We start from the raw sequence: 26954 nt of genomic DNA, 5'->3' as shown, positions 1-26954 counted from the left end.
TAGGCTTGCCTGCGTGCGCCAGATCGATTGGCCACTGCCGGATCCACAACCGCACCCGCACCCGCACCCGCACAGCCGTAAAGCGGTGGTGCCCTGGGTCACTGCTGCATAAGGATGTTGCGCGTGCGTGCGGCCGATCTGTGGTTTACTCGACGATGTTTTTTGCCTCGGCTGTGCCGAGCAGTTCCGGGCGCACCACTTTGCGCCGGCGTTCGAGTACCGGATGCAGAAATACCGCGCCGAGAATGATCGTCATGCCGAGATAGAACTGCAACGTCAGTTCGCGTTGCTCGCCGAGCAATGCAATGGCCAGAACGATGGCGTAGACCGGCTCGAGATTGGTCACCAACTGCACCGAGTAGGCGCTGAGGTGGCGCAGCGCCACTAGTGCCAATGCAAATGGCAACAAGGTGCAGGCCAGCGACAGCAGCAGCAACAACGCGCTGTCATGCAGGCTGGGAATGATCAACGGATCGCCATGCAACGACGGCAACAGCAACGACATCGCCGGTGCGAGCAGGGTCAAGGTCAGTGTGCCGGCGCCGAGTTCCAACGCGGTGACGGTGAGCGGATCGGCATGCGCCACCATGCGTTTATTCAGTGAGCCGAACAGCCCGACCAATACCGCCGAAATCGCACCGAGCACCACGCCGGCGCGCATGCCGTCCGGCACCCCGCCGACCACCAGCGCCACGCCGGGCAACACCGCCAGCCCGAACAGCAATTCGCGCGGACGGAACGGTCGCTGCGTCACCCATGGCTCGATCGTTGCAGTGAACACCGGCGCCAATGCGATGCAGGTCGCCGCCACCGAGGCATTGGCCAGCTTGATCGCGCCGTAGAAGGTCAGCCAGTGCAATGCCACCAACGCGCCGATGCCGCAATAACCCAGCACCACCTGCCCGGACAAACCACGCAAGCCGCGCCACACCCGCGGCAACAACGCCAGCGCCACCACCACGATCAACATGCGCCACCACACCAGCGGCAATGCTTGCAGCGTGATCAGCTTGCCCAGGATCGCGGTGATGCCCCAGAGCAGGACGCAGAAATGGATTTGCAGTTGCGCCTTGCGCAGAACGGTCGTGGGCATGCGCCATTGTCGCTGAAAAGCCGCAGCCGATTCGCGCTTCAAACGCCCCTTTCCCGCCTGGACCTCGTTCCTCTTCATAGGGAGATGGGGTGGGTTGAGGGGAACGGCGGTCAGCATTCTTGACTCCGCCTTATCGTTATCCGGCGCTATGCACCGCCTTGCTAGCGCGAACTCAACCCCTGTAACAATGCCATCGCCGCTGCCGGATTACGCTCCTTCGCGGCACTGATGAAGAATACAAATACCTCGCGCGGCGTCCTTGCAACTCGCGTAGCCGCGTCCACATGCGGAAGGTCAGCCGGGTCCTCGCCGCGCCGCCAGGCCTGGATACGCTCGGCCCAGCGTGCCAGTGCTGGCGCCGGGTAACCCGCATGTAGCTGTGCCTGGCTGCGCATCAAGCGTGCGTAAACAACCTCGGTGGAAAGATCGGCAAAAGATGGATGCTTCTCCGAATCGGTGAAGACCGTAGTCACACCGTGGCGGCGCACCATCGCCACTAGTGAGGCATCCACTGCATCGTGGTCACGAATTTCCAGCACATGGCGCAGCGCACGATGGCCCGCCCGCCTGGGCAGCAGCGATAAGAACTCATCCAGGTCGTCGGTCTGCAGGCGATGCCCTTGCTCGAATTGCCACACCAACGGCCCCAGGGTTTGGCCGAGCTCGACAATACTGCCGATAAAGTCCTCCACCTGCGCCTTGGTGCCGGCCAGCGTGCGCGACTGGGTAATGCGGCGCGGGGCCTTTGCCGAGAATACGAATCCAGGAGGTACTTCATCGCGCCACTTCGCGTAAGTGGCTGGTTTTTGCGCACCATAATACGTTCCGTTGATCTCGATAGCGGTGACGTGGCGGCTTGCGTATTCCAGCTCCCGGCGCTGCACCAGGTCTTCTGGATAGAACATGCCCGCGCGCCAAGGCGCATACACCCAACCGCCGATGCCGACGTGGATGCCATCGAGCGCGGGCGGGGTGCAAGCGAATAGATCAATCATGGCAATGAGACTCGCTGGCAGGGGCGGGACGCACCATTGCGCTTCATCTCCAGCTGATTTCAACTGGTGAACGCCGATCATAGCCTCGCCGGTTTGTGCGGCGAGCTGCGGCGACCCCTGCCCTGATACGGCAATGTGGTGATCGGCCAGGACTGCAAGCGCCTGCGCTTGCAGTTTTCCAAGACCGCCCAATTGCTCGGCACGATGGAGCATTGGCAGCACGATACCTTCATCGTGCGCTGGGACGATCGCTCGTTGAATGCCGATGCTTTCGTCAATTTCGCGCTGACTTGGGACGGTGCGGTTGGCGAGATGCGCATGGAGTCGCTCTCGCCGCTGACCGACATGCCAGTTGCACGATGGCTATCGTCCACCGGCACGGGTCGTTATGATCCGCGCACTTCTCAAGGATGTTGCCGAACGCATGACCACTGCGCAGATGTCGATGTACTTTTTTTTGCAGGCCGCAACCATCCTGCTGGTTTGCCGGCTGGTGGGCATGCTGGCCAAGCGCATTGGGCAGCCGCAAGTGGTTGGCGAGATGATCGCCGGCGTGATGCTGGGGCCTTCGTTGTTCGGCCTGCTGCTGCCGCAGTGGCAGGCGTCGCTGTTCCCCAAGCAGACCATGGATATGCTGTACGTGTTCGCGCAGTTCGGCGTGGGCCTGTACATGTTTCTGGTCGGCACCGATTTCCGGGGCGAGCACTTCCGCGCGCGCTATCGCAGTGCGATGAGCGTGTCGATGGCCGGAATCGCGGTGCCGTTCGCCTTGGCATTTGCCATGTGTCCGTGGCTGATCGACGTGGATGGCCTGTTCTCGGAAAAAGCCAAGCTCATGGAAGCGTCGCTGTTTTTGGGTGCGGCGATCGCGATCACTGCGTTCCCGATGCTGGCGCGCATCATCCACGAGCGCGGTCTGACCAATAGCCCGCTGGGGACGCTGGCGTTGACTGCCGGTGCGTTCGACGATGCGGCGGCGTGGTGCATTCTGGCTGTAGTATTGGCCAGCTTCGGCGGCAGTTGGGGCAACGCCTATCTGGCCATCGGCGGTGGCGTCGGCTACGCGTTGTTTATGGTCTTTGTTGGCCGCCATTTGCTGCGCCGTCTGGCCAACTACGTCGTCCCGGACCAGCCGCTGAGCAACAGCGTATTGGCGGTGATCCTGATACTGTTCTGCCTCAGCGCATGGGCGATGGATGCGATCGGTATCCATGCAGTGTTCGGCGGCTTCCTGCTCGGTGTTTGCCTGCCCAGGGGCGCGTTGACCGAAAAGCTGCGCGAGATGATGCAGCCGTTTGTGGTGGTGTTGTTGCTGCCGCTGTTCTTCACTTATTCGGGTCTGAAGACCCAGCTCAGCGTGTTGCTGCAGCCGCAGATCATGCTGGCCGGCGTGGCGATTCTGGCCGCATCGTTCATCGGCAAGGGCGTGGCGTGCTGGGCCGCGGCGCGTGCTACCGGCGAGAACAACCGCGATGCGATGGCGATTGGTTCGCTGATGAATGCACGCGGCTTGATGGAGCTGATCATCATCAATATCGGCTTGCAGGCCGGTGTGATCGACCAAGGCCTGTTCTCGGTGCTGGTGCTGATGGCGATCCTGTCCACGCTGATGGCTACGCCGCTGTTCAACTGGATCATGCGTCGCCACGCCAACGTGACCGATGCGGTGCCGAGTCTACAGTAGCGTTGACTGCATGCAGCTGATTCGGTAGCGAGGCCGAGCGTGATCTGCACGCTGCTTGCCGTCGCGGCGGGCCTCGAGTGCCCGTGGCGTGCGTTGGATGCGCCGCTGTTGTTGCAGCGACCGGGTATCCGGCAGGCCGAGTGTAAGTTACGCGCAGCCAATGCCGATATCGGCGCGGCGCGTGCGGCGTTTTTTCGCCGATCACCCTGCGCAGCAACGTGGGAACCGCCAGCAACGGATTGAACGGTTTGTTTTCCGCAGTGCACATGCCACGCGCTTGCTGACGCGGCTATTTGGCGCCAACGCCACTGCGTCTTGACGCCCGATCGGCTAGCCTGACCTCCCGGTTTTCCCAAAGTGTCTGCAATGTTCCGCTGGTTCGAATCCCTGATCGATATCTTTCCGCCGATCGAGCAGGAAATGCCGCCACGTAGCGTGTGGCGGTTCTATCTACATTACCTGCGGCCGCTGTGGCCGATCCTGCTGGCCACACTGGTCGCCGGGCTGCTGCTGGCCTTGGTGGAAGTGGCGATGTTCGACTTCCTCGGCCGCATCGTCGACATGCTGGCCGAGCGACCGGGACCGGAGTTCTTCCATCGCCATGCCAGCGCACTGGCGTGGATGGCGCTGATCACTCTTGTGGCGCGACCAGTGTTTACCGGTCTGCACAATCTGCTGGTCAATCAGGCGATCGTGCCGGGCTTGAGCAACCGCTCGCGTTGGCTGATGCACAACTACGTGGTGCGCCAGAGTCTGGGGTTTTTCAACAACGATTTTGCCGGGCGCATCGCCAATCGTGTGATGCAGACCGGCACGTCGCTTCGCGAATCGGCGGTGCAGATGGTCGATGCGCTCTGGTACATCGTGGTCTACACCGGTAGCGCCCTGTGGTTGTTCGCACAGGCCGACCCATGGTTGATGGTGCCGCTGTTGATCTGGCTGGTGGTGTATGTCGGGCTGATGGCGTTCTTCGTGCCGCGCATGAAGGTGCGCGCGTGGATCGCATCGGATGCACGCTCCAAGGCGACCGGTCGCATCGTCGACGGCTACACCAATATCTCAACGCTCAAGCTGTTTGCCCATGCCGGCCGCGAGGAAGCCTACGTGCGCGATGCGATCGACGAGCTGGCGGTCAAGCATCGCGGGCAGACGCGCGTGACCACCGCGATGGACACCGCCATTGCGGTGGCCAATGGCTTTCTGATCGTGGGGACCTGCGGACTGGCGTTGTGGCTGTGGAGCCGTGGCCAGATCAGCGTGGGCGCGATCACGCTGGCGACCGGGTTGGTAATCCGCATCCACAACATGTCCGGATGGATCATGTGGACGGTCAACGGCATCTTTGAAGACATCGGCAGCGTGCAGGACGGCATGCAGACCATCTCACAGCCGGTGCAGGTACAAGACGCGCCGAATGCGGTGCCGTTGCAGGTGACGCAAGGGCAGGTGCGGTTCGAGCACATTCATTTCCACTACGGCAAATGCGGTGGCGTGATTGCCGGGATGGATCTGCAAGTGCGTGCAGGCGAGAAGATCGGCCTGGTCGGGCCATCGGGTGCGGGCAAATCGACGCTGGTCAACGTGATGTTACGGCTGTACGACCTGGAGCAGGGGCGCATCTTGATCGATGGGCAGGACATTGCGCTGGTCACCCAGGAAAGCCTGCGCGGGCAGATCGGCCTGGTGACGCAGGACACCTCGCTATTGCATCGTTCGATCCGCGACAACCTGCTGTACGGTCGGCCGCAGGCGACCGATGCGCAGATGTTGGAAGCCGTGCGCAAGGCGCGTGCCGACAGCTTTATCGACACGCTGGTGGATGGCGAAGGGCGGCGCGGTTTCGATGCGTATGTGGGCGAGCGCGGGGTCAAGCTGTCTGGTGGTCAGCGTCAGCGCATTGCGATTGCGCGCGTCTTACTCAAGGACGCACCGATTTTGATTCTGGACGAAGCCACATCGGCGCTGGATTCTGAAGTGGAAGCAGCGATCCAGGACAGCCTGGATGCCTTGATGGGCAACAAGACCGTCATCGCGATCGCTCACCGCCTCTCGACTATCGCGCGCATGGATCGGCTGGTGGTGATGGACGCCGGACGCATCGTCGAAACCGGCACGCATGCGGAACTGATCGCGCAGGGCGGGCTGTATGCGCGGCTGTGGGCGCGGCAGACCGGTGGATTTGTCGCGGCGGATAGGTGACGGGAAGGCTGCGTTTGAGCACGGCGCGACTGGAGATTGCGGGTTTGAAGCCTGCTTGGAAAATCGCAAGGATCACCGCAGCAAGCCCCTGTCCTGCTGGAGAGGGGCTTGGGGTGAGGGTACGGCGAAGCAGGTGGCGCTTCACGTCTGAAGGTGCGTGGCGACGCGTTTGCCATTGCATGCACTGACAGCTCTTTGCGGCGCACCCTCATCCGCCCCTTCGAAGCACCTTCTCCCGAGGGGAGAAGAAATTACTCACTCAATCGGCTGATCCAGCATCAACTCACGCGCAAAACGCACCGGTGGGGCGCCGTAGGACAGCATCTGGTCGTGATACGTCTTCAGGTTGAACTTGTCGCCGAGCTTGTCCTGCATCGCTTTACGTGTATCCAGATGTTCCTGCATGCCGACGAAATACGTCGGCAGCTGTGCGGACGACAACTGCGCACGCACCCATTTGCCCGAGGCTTCGCTTTCCTGCTGGAAGGTGTCGTGGGTCATCAGGTGCATCGCTTTTTCGCGATCCCAGCCGCCCACATGTACCCCCTGGTCGAGGATGGCGTTGGCAATGGTGCGCAGATAGAACTTGAGCTGCACCAGATGGAACAGCGGGTCGTTATCCAGATACCCTTGCTCTTGCATCATGCGTTCGGTGTACACCGCCCACCCTTCGACGAACATGCCCGACCGCAGCACCGCGCGCAGCGTTGAAGGAAATTGGGCCGAGTGCCAGCCTTCCAGATAGTGGCCCGGGGTGCCCTCGTGGATACTGAGCAGATGGATCATGCGGCTGTTGTATTCGCGCAGGAACGAATCGACCTGCTGGTCGTTCCAGTCGTCGGGAATCGGCGACACCGCGTAGAAGGTCTTCAGATTCTTGTCGAGCGGGCCGGGCGAATCGCAATACGCCACTGCCACGCCGCGCTGAAATTCCGGCATCGCAATGATGTCCACAGGCGAATCGGGCAGCGTCATCAAATCCTTCTGGCGCACGAACTCGGTGGATTGCGCCAGTGCCGCCTTGGCAGCGTCCGCCACCTTGTCGCGTGCAGGCTTGTCGGCATAGGCCAGCTCAAGCGCTGCTTCGATGGCGGCCTGCTGCTGGTCCTCGTTGGGCGCAGCGGGCAGTTTCGGTGCGCCGGGCGCGTGCTTGAGCACGGTGCGCGCGATTGCGTACATCTCACCGCGCACGCGCTTGAGTTCGGACTCGGCGCGCTGCTTGATGTCGGCACGCGACAGCGACGATAGCAGCGCGAATTTCAGCTTCTGATCGTATTTTTCCGCACCGATGCGGAATTCGCCGTTGGCATTGGGCACCAGCACGGTGTCCAGCCAGGTCTGCTGCTCGGCCACGGCCTTGCGTAGATTGTCGATGGCTGCCTGTGCGCGCGCTGCTTCTATCAGGCCGAGCTGGCTGATGTTGGGCGCGATGAAGGTATCGACGATGCTGAGGATGCCCTTGTTCTGTTTGGCCACCGTTTCGGCGTGGATCTTCGGCACGCGAGCCGGATCCAGGTTTTCGCGCGCCTGCGCAAAGATGCTGGGAATCTCCTCCATGCGCTGCGTGGCTGAGGTCAGGCGCTCGGGCAGCGGCGCGAATTCGCGCGCCATCAGGCCGTACAGCGCGCTGCCTGCCAGGCTGTTATAGACCTGCGGGTCCCAGGCCCAGCTTTGCAGGACTTCGGTGTTCCAGATTTCCGATTGCAGCTGGTTGCGCAGGATCGCCGCATCGACCTGGTTCTCGCGCGACAGCTTGGCGACCTCGATCGCATCCAGTTCGGCCAGCAGTTTCTTGCTGGCATCCAGGCTGCGCTGGCGACCGGTGGCGCTCAGGTCATCGATCTGCGCGTCGAAGCGATGATCGCCGGTCTGGGTAGCGGTGACCGGCGACAGCTGCATCCAGGTGTCGAGCGCGCGCTTGGACAACGCCGCAAAGCGCGCGTCCTGGCCCTGCGCTTCCTGGGCGTCAGCGGCATCGGTGGTGCCGGCACGCGGCGGTTCGGGCTGCTGCTGGCAGGCACTGAGACCGGCGAGCAGGGCGAGGACAAGCAGGCGTTGACACATCGTAGATCCTCATGGAGGCAAACCGCCAGCATAGGCAACTGTGCGGTGGTACGCATCCGTCACTGGTTTACCCTGCCATCGAGTAACTGCGCTCGTGCTCAAGCGAGCGCGGCGGGTACTTGTTGCGGCATCGGTCATTCGTATATTCCGGCTCCTGAGCGTGCCTTCCATATCCATCCGGCGACCGTTCGCGACATTTTGTTAGCCACACTTTTTAGGTGATGCGCGTTGTTCGGGGAATGCGTGTTGCAAGCGATGCAACACGCCTGCCGCCTGACTAGGGCAGGCGGCAGGCCATTGAACTCAGGCACATCTACCGGAAGCCGCCTACGCATCTCTTCGCGGTGTCATCGAGCGCGAGGCCTGCTCAGCTTTCGTCGACGTCGTATTCCACAAACACATCCAACTGCAACGCCAATTCCTGTACGGCATTGCGCACTTTCTGAGCGGTGGCTTCGTTGCCTGCTTCCACCTCGAACTCGTGGCTGCCCGGACCCTCATCGTCGGACAGGCCGACCGAGCTGGAATCGTCGTCGTCCAGATGCGGCATCAGGTCATCGACTTCTTCCACATGCTCGATGCCGTCGATGCTCTGCAGCAGATTGGCGATGGCACGCGCGTGGTCGTCGGTGCCGGTGATACGCATGCGAAGAGTAGGCATGGGAATGTCCTGAAGGTGGGACGTAAAGCCTAGGTATCGATAAGACAAAACGAGGTGATGGTGCTCACCCGATGTCTCGCTTGCAGGCAATGCGATCAACTCCGCAGGCAGTGCCGGCATCGGGGTGCGCTCTTCCGGCGCCTTGCGCTTGAGCCAGTCGATAAACGCGCTTGCTGCTGAGCTGGGCGCGCGGTGGCTGGGATGCACGATGTAGTAGGCATCGCGTGCCTTGAGCGTTGGCCCGGGCAAACGTACCGGTCATAGCGTTGTATCGAGGCATAAAGTGGCTAACAAAACTACTGCGCTCACCGCCAGGCGGGCGCGGTCATTGCTCGGAATGGGCATATATCAGTCGTAACAAGGCGATTCCTCCGCGCTATCCGCACCCACCTGGAGACTGCTCGCTACGTTTTGTCAGCTACTCCAAGTGAGATGTGTGGCTCGCCCCATGGTCGACCCTGGACAATGCTGCTGGCCGCTGTGCTGATCTTGGGTAGCGTGGCTTTCAGAGTCAGTACGCATGCTGATCTCAATGCGCCGGTGGCGCACGCACCGGCAGCGGCACATTGCACAGATCGATATGCCCGGCCGGGCGCTTGTAGAAATCGTCCTTGCGGTTGCGGCGTGCTTCGGCCACATCACGGAAAGTCCGGCTGTCGGTGCGCAGCAGCTGCAGTGGCGTGCGCTCGGGCAGCGGCACTTCGCTCGCCAATCGAATCGCGCGGATCGGCGCGCGTTGCGCAGGGTCTTGGTAGAAGCCCATCGGATCCTGCCCGCGCGGAGTCACACTGAGCAATTCCATGCCCTTGACCACGCGCCCGACCACGGTGATGTTGCGATCCAGCTGGCGCGGCGACTGCCCGGTGACCACATACAACTCGGTGCCGATGCTGCTGTCTTCGGCGTTTTGGCGGGCCGCACCCAGGGTGCTGTAGCAATGCGCAAGCCAGGTCTTGCCGGTGGCATTGTCGCGTCCCACCGGGAAGCCATCGACGAAGCCCACCTGCGGCGCCCAGCCATCGCTATCGGGCAGGCGCTGGAAATCCAGGCCTTGCGATGCGCGTTCGAATTCGGCCGTCAGATGTGTCTTCGCTGAGCCCAGCGACTTGGTCTTGGCCGGCGTTTTGCCATCGGGGTCGCCGAACTGCACCACGAAGTTGTCCTGCGAGCGATAGATGCTTAGCCCATCCCAGAAGCGCTCGTGCGCTAGCGTGCGGATGTTGCCCACATGTTCGGGCGCGAACTGCGGCGCCAGCTCGATGATTACCCGTCCGCCGTCGAGCTCCATGTAAAGCGTGCGGTCCGGGTCGAGCACGCGCCATGCGCTTGCCGGCGAGCTGTCCAGTATCTGTTGTGGGCTGCGATAGGCCGCGTACGCGGTACCGGGTAACACCAGCGCGAGCAGGCAGGCGGAAGCAACAGTGCGCAGAAGCATGAACACAGCCAGCGTAGGAGGTGCCTGATTCTTTCCGACCACGCGCCCGGACGCAAGGCATGCTCGCCACATGGCACGACGCCGACGCAATGCGCCGGCGTCGTGCGGTCAGTCGGCTACCTGCCGCAGCTGCGCATTTACGAGTTATTGCGCACGTGCGGGCTGGTGTGATGCTCGGCGGCGCTGTGGTTGTTGCGGAACAGCGGGACCAACTGCCACAGCGCGCAGATGCCGACCAGCGTATAGACTACACGCGACAACGGGGCGTCCTGTCCGCCGAACAACGCGGCCACCAGATCTAACTGGAACAGGCCGATCAGGCCCCAGTTCAATCCACCGACGATAAGAAGCACCAGAGTGATGAGGTTGATCGCTTTCATGAAATCATTCCATGTGGGTTGGGAAACCCCAGAGTCCGCATGGGGCACGCAATGTGTCGTGAGCATTGCCCTGGCGATGCCGGCGTTGCAAACACGGCGATCACATCGCGCGGACGCGCATCGAACCGATCTGTCTGTCGGGCCATCGATTGCCTGCGCCGCAAGAGATCGATGGTGCGCGCCTCGCCGCGCCGGCTCGCGTTTCACGTACAACTGCTTGCGCACGCGCGCAACGACCTCACCGTCGCGGTTGTGCAAAGCGTTTTCGAACCAACGCAGGTGTTTTTCGCCGCTGGCGGTGGCCTGACGCAATTCGGCGAGCAGGCTGTCTTCGATGATGAAATCCGCGCTCACCGTGCCGTGCCCGGATTTGACGAATTCGATGCTGCAGGCTTTGTCCCACACGTAGTAGTCGCGGCCCAGGTTGTAGGTGGTCAGCAGCATCCAGAACGGGTCGGTCATCGCAAACAGACTGCCGCCGAAATGGCTACCGACGTAGTTGCGATTCCACGGTCGCCGGCGCAGCTCCAACCGCGCGAAGCGATAGTTTGCCGACAGCACGGTGACGTGGATGCCGGCGACCAGAAACGGTGGACAGAGGTTGAGGCCGAACTTGAAAAACGTAGCGCGCATGCAGGCTTGGTTTCATGACAGGGCGGGGATCGAGTACGGCATTGGCATGCGTATGGAGCGGGGCTCGGCGCTTTCCTGGCGCTGCTCGGGTGAGAGAGCTTGCCTGGGCGCCGCTACAGACAGGCGCGCTCGCCCTGCGTCGCCAAATTTTCAGACCAAGCAGCTGCTGTTTGCGCGCACGCAGAAGGCACATGACGCAGGTCTCCATTGCGCGATTTCCAGCACACCTACTTCGGGTGCGGCGCCAGTGATTCGCAGCGTCCTGCCTAGGGAGCTGTGTCGATCCAGACACTGTGATGCACCGAATTGGTGCATTAGAAAGTTACTGCTTTTTTTATAAGGGACACTTTTCAGATGACGTGGGAATCAGCAAATCATCACACAACGAACGCTGCGTTTTTCATCAACCTGGGTGCTTGTCTCGGATTGCCCGGCGAGCTGGCGCAGCGACTTGGCGAGGGCGAAACCATCCTTGGACCTGCGGGCATGCTGTGCCGCGTCCACACGCAGATACAGCAGGGCGAATTGACGGCGTTTCCGGAAGTGATCCTGCCGCTGGCCGCACGTGAGCTCGGTGGTGACGAGGTGGTGGCCCTGCTGGCGCTGCAGGAGCAACTGCTGACCGAGTACGGCTGGCGGCTCACGCTGTCGGATCTTGGCCTGCTATGCGTCTGCCCGCTGTTGCTCGTGCGTACGCCAGACGGCGTGGCCGCCGCACTGGAGCACGGGCAGGCGGTTGCACGTGTCGCGCTGGACGCACTGGTGACGCAGGCCGACAAAACGACCGAGGTCGCCCGATGAAGATCGCATGCGACATCGGTAGTTCTTCCGACATCCGTCGAGCTTCTCCGGCTCCCACACAGCCAACGCAGGCAGACGATGCAGTCGTAGCGCCACATACGCGGTTGCCATCCGGGCCACTGGAGGGTTTGTCTGCTCGGAGTCCGCAGTTGCGAGGCCGTGCCCGGTCGTTTGCACGTCGCTCGATGACGGACGCACCTCATGCCGAGTTTCTGCATAGTGCATCACATCGTTCGGAGTCCTTGCAGTCGCCACGTTCTTCGGAGGTGACGGATGCGGTGTTTCACAGTGACCGCGAAACTGATTTGTCGCTCCACAGTGCGCGCGCAAGCGATATTTCGGACGTGCCTGCCGCTGCGGCGACCTATGCCGATCGCAGGTCGTCGGCAGCCGATGATTTGAAGGTGCAGCTACGTGCTTGCCTGGGCAAACTGCTATTTGCAGAGCCCTCGCAGGAGCAGCGGGCGCTGGAGACCGCCTATCTGGAATGGGCGGACGCGCGCTTGCAGGAACGCATCGCTGCGTTCGGGCCGGATGCGGGATACCAGGTCGTCGGCGATATGAAGGCGGCAGGCGCAAAGGCAGCGTTGCCGATCGCTTACGAGTGCCTTAGAGCATTCATCAGGGGAGCGATGCGTACGCCGTTCGGTATCGCGGCGGGTGTCGCCTATGACCGCATGCGTATTCCTGGATCAGAAATCATGAGTCGATTGACATTGTCCGGCACTGTCGCTGGGCTGGCGTCCTTCACCAGTGAAACCTTGCTATTGCCAGCGATGGATCGGCGTGCGCGCGTGGCCAACCTGCCACGGTTCAAGGCCATCGATCCGAAGATTCTGCTGCCCGATCCACCGCCGGTCCTGCTGGAAATCACCGACGAAGGCAAGCGCTTCACGCGTCCCGGCGAAGGCAACGCACCAACTCTTCCCGAGCTCAAAGCGCAGGCCTACGATCTTCGTGCGGGCATCGCCCAGTGGCAATCGACGTTGGGCGAAAAATCGCTGGATACCTTGTTGCTCAAACCGGTCATCAGCGCAGGGTTCAACGCGGCGCGGCGGACATCCGACGATCCGGGGACGCGCACGCCAGCCGGGCAGTTTGGGTTGAGCGCACTCGCCAGCGGCGGGGCAGGGGTCGTGCAGAAGGCGCTGCTTGAAACCGGCAAGGCCCTTGCGCGCACCGGCCAGATGAGCGTGCCCGACCTGCTCGGTGGACAGCAGCGGCTGAATCTGTTTTCGCTGGCATTGCCGGACAAGACACGTCGACCCGTGCAGTGGTCCGATGCGGTGCATTTCCCGACTTATCTACTGCAAACCGGAAAGGAAGGGCTGGCATTGGCAAAGCAGGCCTTCAGCACCACCAACGCGATGACCACTGCGGCGCGTGATGTGGTTGTCCGTCACGCGGCCAGCAACATAATCGCCAATTTCGCTTCGCTTGCCACAGGCAGAATGCTCGCCGCTCCGTTGCGTGGCGGAAACGAAGGCGGTCGTGTTCGTGGAGAAGCTTTCAACTCTACCGCCACGGTCGTGCAACAGGCAGGGCAATCCGTGTTCAACGATACGGTCTGGAGTGCGCTCAAGGCCAAGAACGGCACCAACACAAGCCATGCCACGCGACTGGATCAGGAACGCGCCGTCGCAGCCGCCAATCACCAACGAAGCATCGCACGCACGCTTCAGGCGTTGGCCGAACCCATCGACCAAGCGATCGCAATGTTTTCGGCGCCGACCGCGACGGAGATTGCGCGCGCCGTTGAGGAGGGGCGGCCTCCTGCGCCTGCACCGGGGCCGTATGCCGAGGAGTTGCGGGAAGACTTGGAGCAACTGCGCGAAGAAATCGGCATGCAGTCCGTCTCGATCGCGACCATCGACAGCGTGCGCGATCGGCTGCAGGCCGGGCGGGAGGAGATGTACAGCGAAGCACCACGCAGCGAACTGACCAGCACACTGGCGACCCAATTGCAGGCGCTCAGGCGTGCATTGCGCGATAGCGAGCAGCTTCGCCAGTGGGAAAATGGCCGGCCCTGAGCGGCTGATCCTGCGTAGTGCGCGCACGCACCGTGTAACGACAGACGCAGCAGCAGGCGGCGTCTGTCGTTCAACGTCCGCCCCGGTGCCAGCCTGGCCCGCGGCTCACGTGCGTGCGGTGGGCGTGGAGCGGTCCGGTGCGGCGCGCGGCACCGCTTCGTACGACGGCCATTGACCGACGGTGCGCATGGCCTCGGCAATGCGGTTGCGTTGGCGTTTGATGATGAAGTCCACGCCACGTTCTTCGGTCAGTTTCGCTTTCTCGCGCACCAGCAGCAACGTCGGCTCCCACACTGCCGGCTGCTGCAGCAAAGCGTCGAAGGCAGTACGCTCGGCGAGTGCACATGCCTGGTCCCCAGTGTCCTGCGCGACCATTGCAAGCGCCCGATGCACGTCCAGCACCGGCGCAACTTCGCTACGCATCACCTCGTCGGCGAACAGCGCGGCCAGCCTGTTGCCATCGGCGAAGCGCTTGGCTTGCTGCATGAAATGCTCCAGTTGCAGTTCTGCCAGGACAGGCTGCAACGCCTGGTCGACGTCCTTGCCCATCCTGATCAAGCCGAAGTCGACCCAGCGCTCCCACTGGGCGCGTACTAGGCGGTCGAACGCCGCAAACTGCGCGAAGTCGGTTGCGCGGTCGCTTCGGGCCGGATCGATTTCGCCACCGAACTGGAACAGGGTGCAGAACGCGGTGGCCACGTCTGGGTTCACTTCGGCCGCATAGCCGGCCTCGAGTGCCGAGACGGTGGTGCTGGCGGCAGGCGTCACCGATGCGCCCTCATGTTGATGTCGCGCAAGCGCAAGTTGCACGCTGGCCGTCAGGCGTGCGGTTGCTTCCACCCGGCGGGCAGCAGTGGCGTCGCAGTAGTGCGAGGTCATATAGCCGGCCACGGTCGTCGACGTCCAGCTGAGGTCTTGGCGTGATTTGACGCCGAGACCGAGCGAGACGCCCGCCCGGTGGCCGCGCGCTTGGCCTGCGCGCAGGCCAGCGCTGACGCTCACGCTGCATTCGGTTCCCTGGCTCACGCGTGCCGCCTGGTCGATCAGGCCGACACTGGCTTCAGGATGCTGGGCCAACAATGCATGCATCCAGTCCGCGCCGGGCGGCTCTCCGGAACGATCGGGCGTTGCGCGTCGCACCAGATGCTCCAGCATGCTTAAAAACGCTTGCAGCAGCTCCGGCTCGCGGCCTTTGCTCAGCCGGGGAACACGGATCTGCAGGCCGTCTTCCACGCCGACCTCGCGCCGATAGCGCCAGTCCGCAGCGGCCGACACGCTGGGTACTGTATGTTTATTGCCTACATCGATGCCGTAGCCAACGGTCAGGCCCGCACCGAGCTGGCGCTGTGTCGCGGATTGGCGACCGATCTGCAGATACAGGCCGGTACGCCCCATGTAGAACTCCAGCGAGGCATCGCGATTGCACTGCACGGCGGCGATCAATCGCGCACCCATGCCGAATGAGGACCCCGCGATCGCAGCTGCCGCCGAAAGCGGTGCCAGATTGGCGCCCCGGGTCCGTTGGCAGGTCATCCGCCAACGGTCGCGCCACTCCAGGTGCGACAGCATGTCGCGCAGCAGATCCAACAATGCCTCGGGGTGGGTGAGGGCACCGGCACTGGTCTGCTTCAACAACTGCGAGGTCTTGTCGACTGCCGCGTCGAAACCCGCCAAGCAGTCATCCGCATGTGCAAGCCACAACACCGCCTGTGGCGGGTCATCGCTCTGTTGCGAATGTTTTGCCTGTTTTGCCTGTTCGGCATGCAGGTGTGTGCGCAGCAGATCGAACGCCGCTGGCGCGGTGCAGCGACCGGTCTGCAGCTGCTCCCAGGAACGCTGCAATGCCTCCGGTGGCGCTGCCTGCACCACCGCGCTGCCCGGTGTTTGGGATGCGTGTGCATGATGGTGGCCGTGCAGCGCTGCGGCGCGTTCAGCGATGCGTGTCAGGGTGTCGGTATCGAGGACCACGCGGTTGCGGTCAACGTCCTCATCGACCCACTGCAACAGCTCGGCAGCGGCCTGCCAGTTCAACTCTACCTGCGATGGAAAATAGCCTTGCGGTCGGGCCGCCTGCAAGGCGCCCAGGTAGCCGATCAACGTAGCGCAGGCATGTTCCATTGCCAGATTGGCACGTCGACGCGGTGTCGGCAGTGCGGTGGCCGATGCGACCTCCAGCCCCGCCGACAAGGCATGCAGCGGATTGGGAGCGGCCGCATGAGCGCTCTCAGGGGGGGCGCACGTGGCACTACGCACCGCCTCGCCGAATGCTTGCAGGTGCGCGTTTGCGCGCGCATATGCCGAATCGGGAGCACGCGACTCGTAGCCGTTGCGCAGCGCATGGTAGGCCGCCCGCTCGTCGATGCCGCAGGTCTGTAACGCGTGCGCCGGGTCAGCCGCGTGCAGGGCACTGCCCGCCGCGCGCCGCGCATCGCTCAACCAGCTCCGCGTGGCGGTATCGTCCATAGGTGTGGAGCGCAGCAGTGAGTCGGCCCGCAACGCAATGCGGGCAATGTCCTGGCGGCTCGGATCGGCGGCACGCTCGTGCTGTGCCCGGACCAGCTGGCCAAGCACCTGGCGACCGCGCGGAACGCGCGCCAGGGTCTCCAGCCAGCGCGTCGTCGCCGCCTCGATCGCCGCGCGGGGAATACCGGGGTGCTCACCCGTCGCCGCGTCCGGCTGGTCACCGGGCTGTTCCGGATCGGTCGGGATCAGCGCGCTCCATGTGCTGTGGTGGACATGGTTGAAGGTGGCAAGCAACAGTGCCGGCGCGTCATCGCGGTTGTCGCCGAGGACATCGGTCACTGCCGAGCGCAGCGAGCCAAGCGCGATGGCCACGACCCCTGCTGCAGGCACCGCCTGCTCTGCGAAACGCGTGGTGGAGAGCCCGCCCGCCCACGTCGACAAGCGCTTGCGCAATGCGTTCGCACCAGCGACATCGGTGGCACTGTGTGCGGTCTGTTCGATCTGCGCGGCAATCAGCGCATCCGACGCCGCCTTGAGCGACTTGCTGGCGCGCTGATCTTCCGCAGTTGCGGTGCCAAGCGCGTGCTCCAGCGATTGCTTAAGACTCGATAGTCCCGGAAGCAGGGCGCGCAACTCGTCGGCGTGCGCAGCGGTCTCGAACAAGTCGCCAGCCACGATGTGTGCAGACTGCAGCGCCTGCTCCAGGGTGGTGTCGAGGCTGGCGGCGCGCACCTCCAGACTCTGCAGGAACGCCTGTTGTTTGTCGCGTAAGGCGGACAAGTGGCGAGCGTGCTCGTGCATCGCACGGATGCGATCCAGCTCGGCTTCGTGCTTGAGCAAGTCACGCAAGCGCGGTCGGCGATCAGTGGCAACAGGTGCGGGCATGGCCGTCAGTTGGTCCAGTTGCTGCTGCAACTGGTGCTCGGTGCGCGCCAGGCGCGCGCTGCAGCTGTCGATGTGTTTGCGCAGCAGCGTCTTCCAGGTGGCCACCACCTGCTGGCTTTTGCGGGTTTCGTTGGCACGGTCGGCCATGCGCGGTGCGCGCTTGGCGTGTAGGCCTGCGTTTTGTTCCAGACGATCGATATGCAGCAGCACCAAATGTTCCAGCGCTGCCGCTTTGCGCACGGCGATCTTGGCATCGCTTACCTTTTGCGAGGTGCAGAATGTCGCTGTCTGCAACGGAGCGAGTGTGTGCCAGTCGCCGGGCTCTGCTTGAGCGACCGGAGCGCTCTGCGCAGGCGTGCCCTGGTATCGCAGCAAGCGCGTATGGTCGGGGGTGGCCTGCCGGGTGATGCCGACCGCCGTGCCGGCGAACTGGGCGAGCCGTTGCAACGACTTGCGTACGCCGCGCAGCTTGCTCGGCTTGCGCTGCTGAGGCGCGTTCTGTACGGCTTCGGCGGCAGGCGCGGTGTAACGGTGCACCTGTGCAGCCACATCCAATTCTGCAGCGCGCGCTTCGGACTCGGCCGCAGGCCCATCCAATTGATGCAACCGGTGATGGGCCTGCTTGTGCGGCGACGGCGTGCCCGCATGCGCCTTGCCTTGGCTGTTACCAGGCAGCCCGAATGTCAAGGTGGAGGGGCGAATGCGGGTCAAGGTCGATATTTCGTGTGTGGCTGTCTACATCCGGCTGTGCTCGCCGCTGCCATAAAGCCGAACAGCGCGAGTACCCGGGTCCACACAGCAGAACTGTTGGCGCACCGCTGACGCAGTGCGCGATGCACCGCATACCGATGCGTCGGTGTGTGGTAATAAGTAACGCCATTGAACGCTCACGCCCGGCAGATGCGATGCAGCAATGCATCGCATCTGCCGGGCGCGATCAGGACTTAGCGCCTGCGCAGGGTGCGATCAGCCGGTGTAGGGCTTATAGCCGATGCGTGTCGCACCGATAGCCTGGGACGCGCTGGGAGCAATCACCTCTTTGGGGGCGTCGGTGGTCAGGTTTGACATCTTCACCGTCGCGTTGAGAGCGTCGGTGCGGAACACCGATTCCTTGACTTGATTGAACTTGCAGTTTTCGATCTCAAGGCTCGAGTCGATATCGCCGTGTCCACCGTTGGTACGGAAAACCTTTCCGGCGCCGTTGACGGTGTCACCCGACATCACCACGTCGGCAGACCCGTTGTCCTGCACCACCTTGTCCGAGGCGTTGTTGAACGTGCAATTGATGATCTCGACCTTGGGGCGGCCGTTGACGGTCTCACCGCAACCGGCAATTCCGGCATCGTGCGCGCGGTTGCCCGCCCCATCGATGGTGACGGCATCTTCGCTGACATCCTCGTTGACGCAGTTGACCATCTTGCCGCTGCCAATGAAATGCACACCATCGCCGCTGCCGTTCATGTGGACGTTGCAGAGGCTGCCTCCGTCCTCGACGACGAACAGCGGCTGCTGGTGCTCGTTCTGGGAGCCGTCGCCCAAGCCGGGGCCACCGATGTACGTTTGACCCTTGCCATCGAAAACTTCGCCCTTATGGACCACGATTGGCTTGTTCTGGATGCCAGGTGGCGCTGTGACGACCTTGCCGGCAGGAAGTGGCGCCTGCGTGCCGGTTGAGCTTGGCGTCACGTGATTACCGCTGGTCTGCGAGTTCGTTGTCGGATAAGTCTGTTTGGTGGTCGATGATCCGTTGCCGGTTCCCGAGTAGCTGCTGCCACCATTGCCACTGCCACTGCCACTGCCACTGCCACTGCCATATTGCCCGCCAGGGTTGGTGGAATACGGCTGGTACGATTGAGGAGTCGACGGCGACTGACTGGTTTCGTTGGGTGACTTAAAGCCATTGGACGATTGATTCGTTGCCTGCATCATGTCGCTGACCATGCGTTGTATGCAGAACGTCAACATACTCATGATCAGCGTGCTCAAGGCCTGTTGCTGAGAGGGGGAGGATGAATACGGCTGCAAGCTCGCAGTGCTATTGGAGGATATGGCAAGATTCATTGGCGAGTGTCCCTATGCAAGATGAATTGCAGGCGAAGTTCTGCCGATGGGGAACTTCGCTGCAGCCCGTGGCGATGTGGTGCTACGCAGCGAACGCGAAAGGCTTCGGCGCGCTGACGCCATCGGAGTGACGCACCAACCAAATCGCCTCACGCGCGTAGCCATAAGTAATTTCCTGTCGCGATTCCTTCAAACATTTCGTCGTGTGCAATAAAGATATTGTTGTTCCAGTAACGGCCATGCTCGGCGTAGTGGCTGAGTAGATCGCAGATCCATGCCCCATCCACGTCGTCGTCCAGCGGAACGCGCACGATAAGAACGATCACGCCTGCATCGTTCAATCCGAGCTGCGCCTGATCTTGCGCGTAGACCGAAAGATTGGCCTCCAGCAACAGCCGGAATACTGTCAAGGTCCGTCCTGCAGGTGCCAGACCGTAGGAGATGCGTAAGTACAGTGCTTCTTCTTGCGCTTCGTCTTCGGGTTGTGGCTCTGGCATGTGCAGATAGACCTCGAATCCGTCTATCTCGATCGTGCGGCGCTTGAGCAACTCCTGCACATCCGGCAGGCCAAGCACATCGCATAGTTCCGCCGCCAGGATTTCAAATCGTGCCGAAGCCATGGCCGGACCGCCGTCAGTAGCGCCGTCAGTAGCATAGACCCGTCCGTCTGGACGGGTCTATGTTGGTAATGAACTACTACGTTAGTTTACCCCTGTGTCAGGCTCTTCGCATTTTCGCCCATCTTCTTGGCGACCTGGTTGTAAGCCATGTTAAGGTTCAACTTGTTCATCTCTTCAGTGATGAAGTTGTTGTTCTGAATCTGCTGGGAGACCGTGCCGCTAAGATCACTTTGGAATTGATTTTGCTGGCGAGCCTGAGTCACGCCGCTTATTCCACTATCGATACTGTCTTTAAAACCACCGGTAACCAAACCCTGAATTGATGTGCCTCTGCTAATACCTTCTAGACCGCTCATTTTTCTACTCCTACGTTTCTGAAAAAGCGCCGATGGCGCAGGAAACCCTGCTTGAAGTGCAGGGGGATTTGGTCAGGCAGCTGCTGCGATGTGCGAGACGATCGCATGGGCTGCATTGAAACCTTCGTGCAGTGTCGCAAGCTTGGTGCGATCTGAGGCATCAGTCGCAGCCATCCACTGCACTTGCACCTCCTGTTTTGTTTTATCCAATGCATCGACGATCTTTGCCAGGCGTTCGCCGCTGGCATCCTCGGACTTGACCTTCATCAAAGCGCACATGTCTTTGGCGATGCTTTCAGTGATGGATTCAAACATGACAGATCCTCGATGAATTAACTCAGTTAATGCTAGTGCCTGACGTCAGGTGCTTGGTACCGTCCGGTGTCTCCACGTAGTGCAGTCCGTCCACGAGCAGTGCGGCGTCGTAATTTGCAGGCGGTTTTACGGACGGGTCTTGCTGGGTGACATCCACGTGCAGCTTACGGATTTCGGGGCCTAGATCGCTGCGTAAATCGGCGATCCGTCGAATTGCACGCTCTGCGTTGTCGCTGCTGCCGGCGATGGAAAAGATACCCTGGCCATCGTAGCTAACGCTCAAATCGCGGTCTGCCAAGGTGTCGCGCAGAGTTGCCAGAACCTCATCCACCACCGCCACATCGACCGTGACGCCCCGCTGATATCGATGCAGTTGCGCACGCAGGCGTGCCGCATCTGCACTGCTTGTTACCAGACCCTCGACCCGCACACGCGTGCCGACCTGCTCCACGCGCGCCTCCCGCAGGCCGAGCTGTTTCAGCACGGATCTGACCTGATTGATCTGGTTGTCCTGGCTTCGAGCCGGAGCAGCATTGGAAAGAAAAGCCGGTAGCATGGAGGGCAGCAGCGCGGCGACGGATAGCGCTAGCATGGCGCCCACCACTGCACGCACTGCTTTGCGCTTGGACTTGCATGGCTGTGCGGGGGGCGGCGTCGCAGCTGGGGACAGAAGCCGCTCAAGCAGCTCCACATCGTCTGGCCAATCGGCCGCAGAGTCTCCAAGGCACAGCACCAACGAACCAAAGCGCACTGGATGCAGCGCAACAAAAGGTGTCGTTGGCAACGCGTCGCTGTGATAACGGACTTGACCATCTGCATCCACCTCGATGATGAGCGAGCAACCAGGCCAGTCTTCGATCCGAATATCGACTTTCGGATCGGTGCCCAGCTCGTAGCTCCCTGGCTGCAAATCTAATCGTGCCCCAGCATGTATACCCGTCAGTATGCGAAGTTGCATGGTCATGCGCGAATCCCCTGAGCGGTTCCATCTTGGTGTTCAATCAGTAGTGTGTTCAAACGCTTGACGGCACGTGCGCGATCAAGACGTTTGCGCGGTTTTTCCGCGTTGAGTAGCACCAACGGCAGCAGCAAATGGAAACTGCGCAGCGCTGGCGACGCATCCGGTTGCGGCGGCACCAGATTCACTAGACGCTCCCGTAACGCGTTCAAGGTTTCGGCAGATGCGGGCGCGCTTCCCGACCGCAGGTGGTCGCGCATCAACCTCCAGGTCAGGGCGGTCAGCGAAGCAGCGGCCGGATGGGCGATGCCGATTGCACGCAACTCGACAAGCGCAACGGCAAAGGCATGTCGCGTGGCGGTCTGGTCGGCGGCACGCGTCGCCGCGTAGCGGTTGAGGACTCCTTCGACGCTCGCACGTACGCTGTCGTCCAATTGCACCGGTGCGGCGATTGGCCACTTCCTCGCCTGCGGATCGCCTGCATGCGAGTTTCCGCTATCCCCGTGCTGATTGTCCTGACTATGACCCTGTGACTGATCGACTGCGATTTTGACACGGCCGCGCAGTGCCGACACGCGGGCCGCCTCGGCTTCTTGCAGTTCGGTGGTGTCGAGCTCGTCGTCCAGGCCATCCAGCGCCCGCATGCCGCGTCGCCGCCGCCGTGGCGGAGCGGGGCGCAGACGCGGTGCATGCTGTGCCGTGTCTGCGAGCTGCTGCACGCCAGCATGCGGCGCGTCGGCGTGGTTGTTCGATGAGGCGTGCGCGGTCGGAACCGACGTCGGCACACCGCCGCGCGAAATCCGGCGAATCATGGAAAGGCCGCCTGCATCAGCGCCTGACCAAACTGCATGATTGCCGAGGCGCCCCAAGGCGCGGTGACCGCAATGGCGGCCACCACCACCACCAGCTTAAGCGCGAACGAAATCGACGCATCCTGCAGCGACATTACTGCCTGGATGAAGGCAATCAACAGCCCGGCCAGCGCGGCGACGCCAACCACCGGCAACGACACCTTGAGGCATAGCAACAAGGCTTCGGAGGTGAATCGCACTAAATCGTCATGGTCCATGGCGTCACCGATAGCTCAAAACCAGGCCGTGGATCAGCATGGACCAGCCATCCAGCGCCACGAACAACAGCAGTTTGAACGGAATAGCCACATTGGTTGGCGTCACCTGCGAAAGACCCATCGCCATCAACGCATTGGCTACCACCAGATCTATCACGATGAAAACCAGATAAAGCAGAAATCCGATCCTGAACGCCTCGGTCAGCTCGCTGAGCGTGAATGCCGGGGCCAGCACGAGAAGATCGTCCGGCTTGAGCGTGTCGGCTTTGTCCTTCGGCCAGATCTGCTGCGCAGAGCGGATGAAAAAGGCTTTTTCGCGCTCTCGGGTGTGCTTTAGCAGGAACTGCCGAAACGGCTCGCGACAAGCGTCGAGCAGCACCACCACGCGGCTGTTGTCGGCACCGGCGCTGTAATTCTGTGCAGCCTTGAAAGCCTCCATGCCTACCGGCGCCATCACAAAGCACGACACCAGCAACGCAACGCCGTTGAGCACCATGTTCGGCGGCACTTGCTGCACACCGATGGCATTGCGCAGCAAGCCGAGCACGACCACGATCTTGGTGTAAGAGGTGACCACCATGGCAGCGAAGGGCAGCAACCCCAGCATGAGGACCACCAGCAGCAGCGAGCCGACATCAGGCATCTGCATTCGGGTTCTCCGACATGCTCAGGATCTGCACCCCAAGATGCTCGCCCACTGCCAGCAGCCTGCCGATCCCGATTGTCTGGCCATAGACGACCAGGCGGATGTCCGCCTGATCCACCGGGACCGACAGCTCGAGGATCTGGCCGGGCTGTAAACCCGACAGGACCGAGAGCGTCAGCGCAAGCTGGTCCACTTCCAGTTGCACAGGCAGTTCCAATGCTGCCACATCGGTGGTGGACGGCGAGGCGTCGTGCTCTGAGTGCTCTGACGTATCGTGATGCATGGTGGGGGTGGTCTCCAGGATCATCTGTCGCAGGTTCAGGCGTACCGGAGCGCGCAACATCGCGCCTCCCGGCATGCCCCAGAGTAGTTGGCCGCTGCGCACGGGAGCTGAGGCAATGCCGTGCAGCAATACATCGCCCGGCCGCAGCGATTGCAGCAGCTCAGCCGATGCAGTGCGCTTGCCAATGCGTAGGCGGGTTTTCACCCGGAGTGCGGCCAACCAGGCAGGTAGTGGCGATGGCGCCGCTAGCTCGGCGTTAGCCGTCTGCAGTGCGGCAAGCAAGGCCGGGCTGGCGGTCTCTGCGATCGCGTCGATGTCGCCCAGCGTGATGCCGATGCCAAGGGATTGGACTTTGTCCGCACAGCGCTCGAAGGCGAGGACCTCGGCATCGCCCAGTCCGAGCGGTGCGAAAGCGTTCAGGTAATCGCTCAGCAGCATCCCGGCAATCGAGACGCGCAGCGCGTCGTCGGCTTCGTTCAACAGCAGCGCCAAGCCGTCGCGTGCGGCGATCCGCAGATCCAGGTGGCCGCTATCGAATTGCAGCTTCAGGAACGCCGCGCCCGTAGCCTCGATGCTGCGGAGTTGCGAGGTGAAACCACAGCGGCGTGCGGTACGCGGATCGCAGAGCAACCTGCCGAGCTGCGCGCGCGCGGCAGGCACGTGGCGCAGGGCCTGCGAAAGGTCGCGTGCCGGTGCAGCTAGGCTCGGCTCGGTTGACAAGACGGGGTACCTCGTTGTGGCTGTTCTGCCGTATTTGCGGCACTAGACGACCTCGATGCTGACCTGGAGCGTGTCGCTGAGCGCGGCCTTCAGTGCGGCATCCAAACGTTGCTTTCCATCACAAAGTACCTTGCGCGCGTCGGGCGAGCTGCTGTTGAAGCGAAGCGATAGGTGGTCTGGCGAAAGCCGCAAGAACAGCGTGGTCTGCTCAAGGATGTCGTGGTTGATGTCCAGCCATGCCTCCCACATGCCTGCACCGCGCACCGGCGTGGCGTTGCAAAACTCGGCCACTCGCAGCGCGATGTGGCCGATGGCCATCTGCGCGCGTTGGGTGCGGATCCACTCGGTGGCGATCTGTCGGCCCAGCGCATCGCTGTCGTCGCCTCGGGCGATCTGTCGGCGATTGCCGTCATCGAGACAGGATAGTGCACTTGGCAGTGGCGCAGGGCCGTGCCCGTCGCTGACGGCGTCCGGTGCTTCGGGCACCGACGAATCGTCGTCGCAGTCTTTAGACAACGGCGCATCCGGCAACGCAAGCTGCGCGCTGCTCAGGCGTCGGCGCAGTTGCATGAAGCTGGCACGTTGCTTCAGGCGCACCGGTGTTGCTGGCGCGTGTGGCTGTGGTGTGCCGGCGCCTGGCAGGATGCGCACGTGGCGGACGGGCGGCTTACTCATCAGGCGACCACTCTGCCAATCGGCTGCAGCTGGACATCTGCGCCCAATTCCTGAAACGAATAGACCTCCAGCCAGTCCAGTCTCGCCTCAATCATGCGGCGCACATAACGACGCACGTCCATCGATGCGACCACTGCCAGTGGATGCCGTGCCTGATCTTCGACGATGCGTTCCACCTGCTCGACGAGCTGATTGGCCTGCTCCGGTGGCAATGCCAGGAAATTGCCGGCCGGGGTTGCGCGAATCGACTGACGAATCAACTGCTCCACTGCGTGGTCCAGCATCACCGCAGGCAGCCGTCCTGTGCCTGCGGTCGCGGTGTGCGCAAGATAGCGACTGAGATCGCAGCGGACATACTCGGTCAGCATCAGCAGATCCTTTTCCTTCGGCCCCCACACCACTAGGCTCTCCAGGATGCTTTTGATGTTGCGCACCGGGATACGTTCTTCCAGCAGCCGCCGCAATACATCGGCGATACGCTGGGCCGGCATGGCCTTGTTTACCTCTGCAACCAGTCCTGGATAATCCGCGCCTACCTGTTCCAGCATCCACTGCGTCTCCTGAATGCCAACGAACAGATGCGCGCGTGCACGCAGTGGCGCGATGGCCTGTTGGGCCAGTGCTTTTTGCATGTCGGCTGTATCGCTCAACTCGCTGCGGGTTTCCGGGACGTCGTGGATCAGGACTTCGTATTGCATGCCCTGCAGGGCCTCGCTCTGCCATATTGCGATGCCAGGAAACGGCAGGCCCAACAGTTCGACCAACTGCTGGCGCTCGCTCTCTATCGCCTGATCAAGCAATACCGGGTCGAGTCGTGCAGCCAGTTGCGGTGACAGGCGTATCGACAAGGGCGAGGCGAAATCCGGCGCGCTCTTGCGGATATGCGGCGCATCGCCCTTCGCGCCTTTGCGGCTTGTCGATGGCAGCGTGGGCTGATCGGTCCCGCTGATGTCGCGTTGCTTGCGCCAGATCGCATAGCCGCCTGCGCCCACTGCTGCCGCCAACAGCAGGAACAGCAGCGCGGGAAACCCTGGCACGAACGCAAAGCAGGCTAGTAGCACGCTGGCTGCCAACAAGGCGCGGGCATTGCTGGTGAGCTGCCGGCCGATGTCGAGCCCGAGCGAGCTGATCTTGGTTTCGTTCTCGTTGGCGACGCGGGTGATCATGACGCCGGCCGCCACCGAGATCAGCAGCGAGGCGATCTGCGACACCATCGCATCGCCCACTGATAGAATCGCGAAGCGGTTGGCGGCCTCGCCTGCGCTCATGCCGTGGTAGGTCACACCCACCACAATGCCGGCCAGGATGTTCACCATGGTGATCACCAAGCCGGCGATCGCATCGCCCTTGACGAATTTCATTGCGCCATCCATGCCGCCGTGCAGCTGACTTTCAATGGCCAGCCGCGCACGTTTGCGGCGTGCTTCATCTGCGGTCAGATTGCCGCCGCGCAGGTCGGCGTCGATACTCATCTGCTTGCCGGGCATCGCATCCAGAGTGAAGCGCGCACCGACTTCGGCAACGCGCTCGGAGCCCTTGGCGATCACGATGAACTGAACGGTGGTGATGATCAGAAACACCACCAAGCCCACCACCAGATTGCCGCCTACCACCAGCTCGCCGAAGCTCTCGATGATGTGCCCGGCCTCGGCATGTAGCAGGATCGATTTTGTCGATGCGATATTCAACGACAGCCGCAGCAGCGTGGTGAACAGCAGCAACGAGGGAAATGACGACAGCGAGATCGAGTCGGGTACATACATCGTGACCATCAGCAGCACCACACTCAGGGTGATGTTGATGCCCAGCAGCGTATCGATGAGCGGTGTAGGCAGCGGCAGGATCATCAAGCCGATGACGGCCACCACCAAGGCGGCGATAGCCACTTCACCGCTGTACGCGAAATACCGTGTCAATCGCATGCCATC

General features: G+C 62.2%; 22 protein-coding genes, 2 other RNA genes and 4 pseudogenes. 8 read left to right on the top strand and 20 right to left on the bottom strand.

Going from position 1 to position 26954, the window contains the following annotated elements; all coding sequences use genetic code 11:
- Window positions 1–145: 145 nt before the first annotated feature.
- Window positions 146–1093, bottom strand: a complete 948-nt coding sequence (locus J5I97_RS13470; RefSeq protein ID WP_208587053.1) for a DMT family transporter — start codon at window positions 1091–1093, stop codon at window positions 146–148.
- A 161-nt stretch (window positions 1094–1254) separates the two neighbouring features.
- Window positions 1255–2088: a DUF72 domain-containing protein gene (locus tag J5I97_RS13465; protein ID WP_208587052.1), complete on the bottom strand. Its 834-nt coding sequence runs from the start codon at window positions 2086–2088 to the stop codon at window positions 1255–1257.
- 126 nt (window positions 2089–2214) lie between these two features.
- Between J5I97_RS13465 and J5I97_RS13460 the strand changes: the two are divergent.
- The 4 genes and pseudogenes from J5I97_RS13460 to J5I97_RS13445 form a co-directional block, all read left to right on the top strand.
- Window positions 2215–2433 (top strand): annotated as a pseudogene (locus tag J5I97_RS13460) (DUF3471 domain-containing protein); the annotation flags it as partial.
- Window positions 2434–2512: 79 nt separating this feature from the next.
- Complete coding sequence (locus tag J5I97_RS13455; protein ID WP_208591741.1) at window positions 2513–3772, top strand: cation:proton antiporter; 1260 nt, start codon at window positions 2513–2515, stop codon at window positions 3770–3772.
- Window positions 3773–3856: 84 nt separating this feature from the next.
- Window positions 3857–4038, top strand: a pseudogene (locus tag J5I97_RS13450) (efflux transporter outer membrane subunit); the annotation flags it as partial.
- Between the two features lie 100 nt (window positions 4039–4138).
- Window positions 4139–5971, top strand: a complete 1833-nt coding sequence (locus J5I97_RS13445) for an ABC transporter ATP-binding protein (protein WP_208587051.1) — start codon at window positions 4139–4141, stop codon at window positions 5969–5971.
- A 255-nt stretch (window positions 5972–6226) separates the two neighbouring features.
- On the opposite strand, the gene J5I97_RS13440 is transcribed toward J5I97_RS13445, so the two are convergent.
- Window positions 6227–8035, bottom strand: coding sequence for a DUF885 domain-containing protein (locus J5I97_RS13440; RefSeq protein ID WP_208587050.1), 1809 nt, complete (start codon window positions 8033–8035; stop codon window positions 6227–6229).
- A gap of 129 nt (window positions 8036–8164) precedes the next feature.
- On the opposite strand from J5I97_RS13440, the gene J5I97_RS13435 reads away from it, so the two are divergent.
- Window positions 8165–8242, top strand: a non-coding RNA gene (locus J5I97_RS13435) — sX9 sRNA.
- Window positions 8243–8402: 160 nt separating this feature from the next.
- On the opposite strand, the gene J5I97_RS13430 is transcribed toward J5I97_RS13435, so the two are convergent.
- Window positions 8403–8696, bottom strand: coding sequence for a hypothetical protein (locus J5I97_RS13430; protein ID WP_208587049.1), 294 nt, complete (start codon window positions 8694–8696; stop codon window positions 8403–8405).
- Window positions 8697–8771: 75 nt separating this feature from the next.
- A pseudogene (locus J5I97_RS13425) lies at window positions 8772–8951 on the bottom strand (LysR substrate-binding domain-containing protein); the annotation flags it as partial.
- Window positions 8952–9039: 88 nt separating this feature from the next.
- On the opposite strand from J5I97_RS13425, the gene J5I97_RS13420 reads away from it, so the two are divergent.
- A non-coding RNA gene (locus J5I97_RS13420) (sX9 sRNA) lies at window positions 9040–9116 on the top strand.
- A gap of 109 nt (window positions 9117–9225) precedes the next feature.
- Here the strand turns inward: J5I97_RS13420 and J5I97_RS13415 are convergent.
- The 3 genes and pseudogenes from J5I97_RS13415 to J5I97_RS13405 all read right to left on the bottom strand — a co-directional run.
- Window positions 9226–10131, bottom strand: coding sequence for a peptidylprolyl isomerase (locus J5I97_RS13415; protein ID WP_208587048.1), 906 nt, complete (start codon window positions 10129–10131; stop codon window positions 9226–9228).
- A gap of 137 nt (window positions 10132–10268) precedes the next feature.
- A complete protein-coding gene (locus J5I97_RS13410; protein ID WP_208591740.1) occupies window positions 10269–10511 on the bottom strand; it encodes a DUF378 domain-containing protein in 243 nt (80 codons plus the stop codon).
- A gap of 186 nt (window positions 10512–10697) precedes the next feature.
- Window positions 10698–11144 (bottom strand): annotated as a pseudogene (locus tag J5I97_RS13405) (DUF4442 domain-containing protein); the annotation flags it as partial.
- 354 nt (window positions 11145–11498) lie between these two features.
- Between J5I97_RS13405 and hap3 the strand changes: the two are divergent.
- A complete protein-coding gene (gene hap3, locus J5I97_RS13400) occupies window positions 11499–11945 on the top strand; it encodes an Hpa3 family type III secretion system protein (protein ID WP_208587047.1) in 447 nt (148 codons plus the stop codon).
- Window positions 11942–13975 carry a type III secretion system effector XopF1 gene (gene xopF1, locus J5I97_RS13395; RefSeq protein ID WP_208587045.1) on the top strand — a complete coding sequence of 678 codons (2034 nt, stop codon included), beginning with the start codon at window positions 11942–11944 and terminating at the stop codon, window positions 13973–13975. Before hap3 ends, xopF1 begins: the two co-directional genes overlap by 4 nt.
- A gap of 105 nt (window positions 13976–14080) precedes the next feature.
- Here the strand turns inward: xopF1 and xopZ are convergent, their stop codons facing one another.
- The 12 genes from xopZ to J5I97_RS13335 all read right to left on the bottom strand — a co-directional run bounded on the left by xopZ (window position 14081) and on the right by J5I97_RS13335 (window position 26948).
- Window positions 14081–18034: a XopZ family type III secretion system effector gene (gene xopZ / locus J5I97_RS13390; RefSeq protein ID WP_208587043.1), complete on the bottom strand. Its 3954-nt coding sequence runs from the start codon at window positions 18032–18034 to the stop codon at window positions 14081–14083.
- A 255-nt stretch (window positions 18035–18289) separates the two neighbouring features.
- Complete coding sequence (locus J5I97_RS13385; RefSeq protein WP_208587041.1) at window positions 18290–19384, bottom strand: pectate lyase; 1095 nt, start codon at window positions 19382–19384, stop codon at window positions 18290–18292.
- 149 nt (window positions 19385–19533) lie between these two features.
- Window positions 19534–20004, bottom strand: coding sequence for a CesT family type III secretion system chaperone (locus J5I97_RS13380; protein WP_208587039.1), 471 nt, complete (start codon window positions 20002–20004; stop codon window positions 19534–19536).
- 86 nt (window positions 20005–20090) lie between these two features.
- Entirely contained in the window at window positions 20091–20360 is a 270-nt protein-coding gene (locus J5I97_RS13375; protein ID WP_208587035.1) for a hypothetical protein, read from the bottom strand.
- Between the two features lie 72 nt (window positions 20361–20432).
- The gene (gene hrpD6 / locus J5I97_RS13370) at window positions 20433–20675 is read right to left on the bottom strand and encodes an HrpD6 family protein (RefSeq protein ID WP_208587034.1); all 243 of its coding nucleotides are present in this window, start codon (window positions 20673–20675) and stop codon (window positions 20433–20435) included.
- Between the two features lie 22 nt (window positions 20676–20697).
- Window positions 20698–21639 (bottom strand): HrpD5 family protein, encoded by a 942-nt coding sequence (hrpD5, locus tag J5I97_RS13365; RefSeq protein WP_208587032.1) that lies wholly within the window; start codon window positions 21637–21639, stop codon window positions 20698–20700.
- Window positions 21636–22445, bottom strand: a complete 810-nt coding sequence (locus tag J5I97_RS13360) for a 4-hydroxyphenylacetate catabolism regulator HpaA (RefSeq protein ID WP_208587030.1) — start codon at window positions 22443–22445, stop codon at window positions 21636–21638. Before J5I97_RS13360 ends, hrpD5 begins: the two co-directional genes overlap by 4 nt.
- Window positions 22442–22702: a type III secretion system export apparatus subunit SctS gene (gene sctS / locus J5I97_RS13355; protein WP_002802878.1), complete on the bottom strand. Its 261-nt coding sequence runs from the start codon at window positions 22700–22702 to the stop codon at window positions 22442–22444. The genes J5I97_RS13360 and sctS overlap by 4 nt, the downstream gene beginning before the upstream one ends.
- A 4-nt stretch (window positions 22703–22706) precedes the next feature.
- The gene (sctR, locus tag J5I97_RS13350) at window positions 22707–23351 is read right to left on the bottom strand and encodes a type III secretion system export apparatus subunit SctR (RefSeq protein ID WP_208587028.1); all 645 of its coding nucleotides are present in this window, start codon (window positions 23349–23351) and stop codon (window positions 22707–22709) included.
- Window positions 23338–24351, bottom strand: a complete 1014-nt coding sequence (gene sctQ / locus J5I97_RS13345) for a type III secretion system cytoplasmic ring protein SctQ (protein ID WP_371885796.1) — start codon at window positions 24349–24351, stop codon at window positions 23338–23340. The genes sctR and sctQ overlap by 14 nt, the downstream gene beginning before the upstream one ends.
- Before the next feature lie 42 nt (window positions 24352–24393).
- Complete coding sequence (gene sctP / locus J5I97_RS13340; RefSeq protein ID WP_208587026.1) at window positions 24394–25026, bottom strand: type III secretion system protein SctP; 633 nt, start codon at window positions 25024–25026, stop codon at window positions 24394–24396.
- Window positions 25026–26948 (bottom strand): FHIPEP family type III secretion protein, encoded by a 1923-nt coding sequence (locus J5I97_RS13335; protein WP_208587023.1) that lies wholly within the window; start codon window positions 26946–26948, stop codon window positions 25026–25028. Before J5I97_RS13335 ends, sctP begins: the two co-directional genes overlap by 1 nt.
- Window positions 26949–26954 lie beyond the last annotated feature (6 nt).

The sequence above is a fragment of the Xanthomonas fragariae genome, assembly GCF_017603965.1.
GTDB classification, from domain to species: domain Bacteria; phylum Pseudomonadota; class Gammaproteobacteria; order Xanthomonadales; family Xanthomonadaceae; genus Xanthomonas; species Xanthomonas fragariae_A.
This window is presented reverse-complemented; position numbering and strand designations above follow the sequence as displayed.

What these genes read in the sequence shown, in the direction of transcription:
- J5I97_RS13465 (WP_208587052.1), bottom strand. Translation starts at nt 2,088, where the DNA reads ATGATTGATCTATTCGCTTGCACCCCGCCCGCGCTCGATGGCATCCAC.
- hap3 (WP_208587047.1), top strand. Translation starts at nt 11,499, where the DNA reads ATGACGTGGGAATCAGCAAATCATCACACAACGAACGCTGCGTTTTTC.
- J5I97_RS13385 (WP_208587041.1), bottom strand. Translation starts at nt 19,384, where the DNA reads ATGAATCTTGCCATATCCTCCAATAGCACTGCGAGCTTGCAGCCGTAT.
- J5I97_RS13410 (WP_208591740.1), bottom strand. Translation starts at nt 10,511, where the DNA reads ATGAAAGCGATCAACCTCATCACTCTGGTGCTTCTTATCGTCGGTGGA.
- J5I97_RS13440 (WP_208587050.1), bottom strand. Translation starts at nt 8,035, where the DNA reads ATGTGTCAACGCCTGCTTGTCCTCGCCCTGCTCGCCGGTCTCAGTGCC.
- J5I97_RS13415 (WP_208587048.1), bottom strand. Translation starts at nt 10,131, where the DNA reads ATGCTTCTGCGCACTGTTGCTTCCGCCTGCCTGCTCGCGCTGGTGTTA.
- J5I97_RS13430 (WP_208587049.1), bottom strand. Translation starts at nt 8,696, where the DNA reads ATGCCTACTCTTCGCATGCGTATCACCGGCACCGACGACCACGCGCGT.
- xopF1 (WP_208587045.1), top strand. Translation starts at nt 11,942, where the DNA reads ATGAAGATCGCATGCGACATCGGTAGTTCTTCCGACATCCGTCGAGCT.
- hrpD5 (WP_208587032.1), bottom strand. Translation starts at nt 21,639, where the DNA reads ATGACCATGCAACTTCGCATACTGACGGGTATACATGCTGGGGCACGA.
- sctR (WP_208587028.1), bottom strand. Translation starts at nt 23,351, where the DNA reads ATGCAGATGCCTGATGTCGGCTCGCTGCTGCTGGTGGTCCTCATGCTG.
- J5I97_RS13380 (WP_208587039.1), bottom strand. Translation starts at nt 20,004, where the DNA reads ATGGCTTCGGCACGATTTGAAATCCTGGCGGCGGAACTATGCGATGTG.
- sctS (WP_002802878.1), bottom strand. Translation starts at nt 22,702, where the DNA reads ATGGACCATGACGATTTAGTGCGATTCACCTCCGAAGCCTTGTTGCTA.
- J5I97_RS13375 (WP_208587035.1), bottom strand. Translation starts at nt 20,360, where the DNA reads ATGAGCGGTCTAGAAGGTATTAGCAGAGGCACATCAATTCAGGGTTTG.
- sctP (WP_208587026.1), bottom strand. Translation starts at nt 25,026, where the DNA reads ATGAGTAAGCCGCCCGTCCGCCACGTGCGCATCCTGCCAGGCGCCGGC.
- hrpD6 (WP_208587034.1), bottom strand. Translation starts at nt 20,675, where the DNA reads ATGTTTGAATCCATCACTGAAAGCATCGCCAAAGACATGTGCGCTTTG.
- J5I97_RS13360 (WP_208587030.1), bottom strand. Translation starts at nt 22,445, where the DNA reads ATGATTCGCCGGATTTCGCGCGGCGGTGTGCCGACGTCGGTTCCGACC.
- J5I97_RS13455 (WP_208591741.1), top strand. Translation starts at nt 2,513, where the DNA reads ATGACCACTGCGCAGATGTCGATGTACTTTTTTTTGCAGGCCGCAACC.
- J5I97_RS13335 (WP_208587023.1), bottom strand. Translation starts at nt 26,948, where the DNA reads ATGCGATTGACACGGTATTTCGCGTACAGCGGTGAAGTGGCTATCGCC.
- J5I97_RS13445 (WP_208587051.1), top strand. Translation starts at nt 4,139, where the DNA reads ATGTTCCGCTGGTTCGAATCCCTGATCGATATCTTTCCGCCGATCGAG.
- J5I97_RS13470 (WP_208587053.1), bottom strand. Translation starts at nt 1,093, where the DNA reads ATGCCCACGACCGTTCTGCGCAAGGCGCAACTGCAAATCCATTTCTGC.